A 3,956-nucleotide genomic window follows, 5' to 3' on the forward strand; every position below is an offset into this window, starting at 1 on the left:
CACTGGCGCATCAGGTCGTCGCCGGTGCGGAACGGATACGGCACCTCGGCCGCCGCGCGCACGCCGTTGACGCGATCGCCGTCGCGGTTGACGACGAAGCCGCCGCCGACCGAGTAATACTCTTTCTCGACGAGCAGCTGTCCATGCTCGTCGAAGGCCTGAAAACGCATGCCGTTCGGATGCACGATGCCCGTGCCGCTCATCAGCTTGCGGTAGAAGCCGATGTGCTCCTTCTCGTCGAAGCGGACCGTTTGCCGGCCGAGCAGCGACAGCGACTTCTCCGCGCGGATCGCGGCGAGACGCGGCTCGATCAGGTCGGGATCGATCGAATCGGGCAAATGACCCTCGAGGCCGAGCAGCACGGCCTTGTCGGTGCCGTGCCCCTTGCCGGTCGCGCCCAGGGAACCGTACAGCTCGACCCGCACGCGCTGCACGAAGCCGAGCAGGTTGGCATCCTCGATGTGCGACGCGAAACGGCAAGCGGCGATCATCGGGCCGACCGTATGCGAACTGGACGGGCCGATGCCGATCTTGAACAGGTCGAAGACACTGACGTTCATCTCTGGCTGCCTTTGCGTGGAAACGCGAGTGGTAACGTTGGACGCCAGTACATCAAAGCGTAAAATCCGCCGATAGAACAAAAACGGCATCGGCGTGGGATATCGCCGCCAAGCGCCGCGCCGGGCGCACCGAAAGTGCGCTTTGGCGATGGTTCGCGACGGAAAAACGCAAGTCCGTGCGTGGCCGATCGGCGACGCTGGCTTCATCCGCGCCGCCGTGCCGATCCAGCAATCAGAGAGTGAGACCCGCCCGCCGCGGCGCGATGTGACGAGATTGACCGCCATGACCCCCGATGCACCCGCTTCTCCCCTTGCCGAGCCGGCGCCGCGCCGCATCCGCTTCGGCATCGTGCTGCTGCCGAACTTCACGCTGACCGCGTTCTCCGGATTCGTCGACATGCTCCGGCTGTCCGCGGACGACGGCGACTACAGCAAGCCCGTGCGCTGCGCATGGAGCGTGATCGGCGATACGCTCGCGCCGGTCCGCGCGAGCTGCGGCATCCAGATCACGCCGTGGGAAACGTTCGACGATGCCGAGCCGTTCGACTATGTGGTGGTGGTCGGCGGCCTGCTGCATTCGGGGCCGCAGGCCGGGCCGGAGACGCTCGACTTCATCCGCCGTGCGGCAAGCGGCGGCGCAACGATCGTCGGCATCTGCACCGGCGTGTTCGCGCTGATGCGCGCCGGCGTGCTCGACGGGCACCGCACCTGCGTCAGCTGGTTCCATTACTGGGATTTCATCGAACGCTTCCCGGCGGTCGATCCCGACCTGCTGATCGCCGACCGGCTGTTCGTGATCGACCGGCGGCGCATCACCTGCTCGGGCGGCCGGGCCTCGATCGACGTCGCCGCCGCGATCCTGCTGCGCCACTTCGACCACGCGACCGTCCAGAAGGCGCTGCGCATCCTGCTCGTCGGCGAGATGCAGAAAGGCAACGCGCCGCAGCCGCATCCGCCCGGCCTCGAACCGGCGACGCACCCGAAGGTCAAGCGCGCGATTCTGCTGATGGAACAGCACGTCGGACGCGCACTGCCGCTGGAGGAACTGGCCTGCAAGCTCGATCTGTCCGCACGGCAGCTCGAACGCCTCTTCAAGGCGGAAACCGGGAGAAGCCCGCAGGCATTCGCCAAACAGGTGCGGCTGCGCACCGCAGCGTGGCTCCTCACCAGTTCCGACCGCACCGTCGCCGACATCGCGTCGAGCTGCGGTTTCGCCGACGCGTCCCACCTCGGACGCGAGTTTCGCAAGCAGTTCGGCGTGCCGCCCGCGACTTATCGGGACAAGGGCGCGCCGGCCTCCGCCGACACACCCGATTCCGACGATGTCAGCGAGATGAACGAAAATGAAACCGATTCCATAGGACTTGACTGAATTTACGGGGTAGGCAGCCGAGGGTTATTCCGGATGCTGACCCACGCTCAAATTTGTATGATGACCACATCACCTTACAAACTTGAGCATCATGTTCGAGAAAATTCCGGCTCGCGCGATGAGCGATCATGTCGCGCAACAGCTTCTCAAGCAGATCGAAGTGGGCAGTTTCACGGCAACCGGCAAGCTGCCGACCGAGGCCGTGCTCGCGCAGGAATTCGGCGTGAGCCGCACCGTGATCCGCGAGGCGATCTCGCGTCTGAAGAATGAAGGCGTGGTCGAGCCGCGTCAGGGCAGCGGCGTCTATGTGAACCAGCACGGCGCGATCCGGCCGCTGCGCATCGACTACGCGGAAGCGGTCGAGGCGAGTTCGCTGCCGCATCTGCTCGCGGTGCGCCGCGCGATCGAGGCGGAAGTCGCGGCCGAAGCGGCGCTGCATCACACCGACGACGACATGGCCGATATCGACGACGCGCTGCGCAAGATCGACGATGCGGTCGCCGCAGGCCGCGACGGCGTCGCCGAAGACGTCGCATTCCACCGCACGATCGCGGCCGTCACCGGCAACCCGTATTTCCTGAAAACACTGATGTTCCTGAACCAGTACCTCGAAGCGGGCGTCAAGGTCACGCGCGGCAACGAGGCGAAGCGCGAGGACTTCTCGCGCCAGGTTCGCGACGAACACGCGGCGATCGCCGATGCGATCCGCGCGCGCGACCCGATGGCGGCGCGCAACGCCGCATGCGCGCACATGTACAACGCGGCCCGCCGACTGACCGAAGCCGGCCTCTGCTGAACGCGGCGGCACGCCACGCGCCGCCCTCTCCTTTCTCGAATCGATCAAGGTTGACCATGTCACGAAATGTTGGAGTCATCGGTCTGGGCGCGATGGGCCTGGGCGTCGCCCGCTCGCTGTTGCGCGCGGATTTTCGCGTGCACGCATGCGACGTGCGCGAGCACGTGCTGAGCGCATTCGCCGCGGAAGGCGGCATCGCCTGCTCGACGCCGGCCGAGCTCGGCGCGCAATGCGACGTCGTGATCACGCTGGTCGTCAACGCGGCGCAGACCGACACCGTGCTGTTCGGCGAACAGGGCGCGGTCGCGCGGATGAAGCCGGGCAGCGTCGTGATCTCGAGCGCGACCGTCGCGCCCGAATTCGCCACCGCACTCGGCGCACGCGTCGAGGCCGCCGGCCTGCAGATGCTGGATGCGCCGGTGTCCGGCGGCGCCGCGCGCGCGGCGTCCGGCGAGATGACGATGATGACGTCCGGCCCCGCCGCCGCCTACGCCGCGTGCGAGGACGTGCTCGCCGCGATCGCCGGCAAGGTCTACCGTCTCGGCGACACGCACGGCGTCGGCTCGAAAGTGAAGATCATCAACCAGCTGCTCGCGGGCGTGCACATCGCGGCGGCCGCCGAGGCGATGGCGCTCGGCCTGCGCGAAGGCGTCGATCCCGATGCGCTCTACGACGTGATCACGCACAGCGCGGGCAACTCGTGGATGTTCGAGAACCGCGTACCGCATATCCTGAACGGCGATTACACGCCGCTGTCCGCGGTCGACATCTTCGTGAAGGATCTCGGCCTCGTGCTCGATACCGCGCGCCGCAGCAAATTCCCGCTGCCGCTGTCGGCCACCGCGCACCAGATGTTCATGAATGCATCGAGCGCCGGCCACGGCGGCGAGGACGACTCCGCCGTCATCAAGACCTTCCCCGGCATCACGCTGCCGGCCGCCCGCTGATTCGACCGAAGCCCGTCATGCGTACCGAAACCGTATCCCGTCCCTTGCTCGGCTGCATCGCCGACGATTTCACCGGCGCGACCGATCTGGCGAACATGCTCGTCAAGAGCGGCATGCGCACCGTACAGACAATCGGCGTGCCCGCCGGCGATGCCGCACTCGATGCCGACGCCATCGTCGTCGCGCTGAAGTCGCGCACGATTCCGGCCGCCGACGCCGTCGCGCAATCGCTCGCCGCGTACGAATGGCTGCGCGCGATCAGTTCCTTGCCGGTGCCGGTC

At 66.8% G+C, this 3,956-nt stretch carries 5 protein-coding genes; 4 read left to right on the plus strand and 1 reads right to left on the minus strand.

Annotation, left to right across the window (positions count from 1 at the left end; genetic code table 11):
• The coding region (locus KH616_RS22625; RefSeq protein WP_292252136.1) for a serine dehydratase beta chain at window positions 1–560 on the minus strand (560 nt) is incomplete at its 3' end.
• A 283-nt stretch (window positions 561–843) separates the two neighbouring features.
• On the opposite strand from KH616_RS22625, the gene KH616_RS22630 reads away from it, so the two are divergent.
• The 4 genes from KH616_RS22630 to KH616_RS22645 form a co-directional block, all read left to right on the plus strand.
• Window positions 844–1,932, plus strand: coding sequence for a GlxA family transcriptional regulator (locus KH616_RS22630; protein ID WP_292252137.1), 1,089 nt, complete (start codon window positions 844–846; stop codon window positions 1,930–1,932).
• A 91-nt stretch (window positions 1,933–2,023) separates the two neighbouring features.
• Window positions 2,024–2,728 carry an FCD domain-containing protein gene (locus tag KH616_RS22635; RefSeq protein WP_292252138.1) on the plus strand — a complete coding sequence of 235 codons (705 nt, stop codon included), beginning with the start codon at window positions 2,024–2,026 and terminating at the stop codon, window positions 2,726–2,728.
• A 56-nt stretch (window positions 2,729–2,784) separates the two neighbouring features.
• A complete protein-coding gene (ltnD, locus tag KH616_RS22640; RefSeq protein WP_292252139.1) occupies window positions 2,785–3,675 on the plus strand; it encodes an L-threonate dehydrogenase in 891 nt (296 codons plus the stop codon).
• Window positions 3,676–3,692: 17 nt separating this feature from the next.
• Window positions 3,693–3,956: four-carbon acid sugar kinase family protein (locus KH616_RS22645; protein ID WP_292252140.1), on the plus strand; the 264-nt coding region annotated here is incomplete at its 3' end.

The organism is Burkholderia sp. (assembly GCF_018375725.1).
Lineage (GTDB): Bacteria > Pseudomonadota > Gammaproteobacteria > Burkholderiales > Burkholderiaceae > Burkholderia.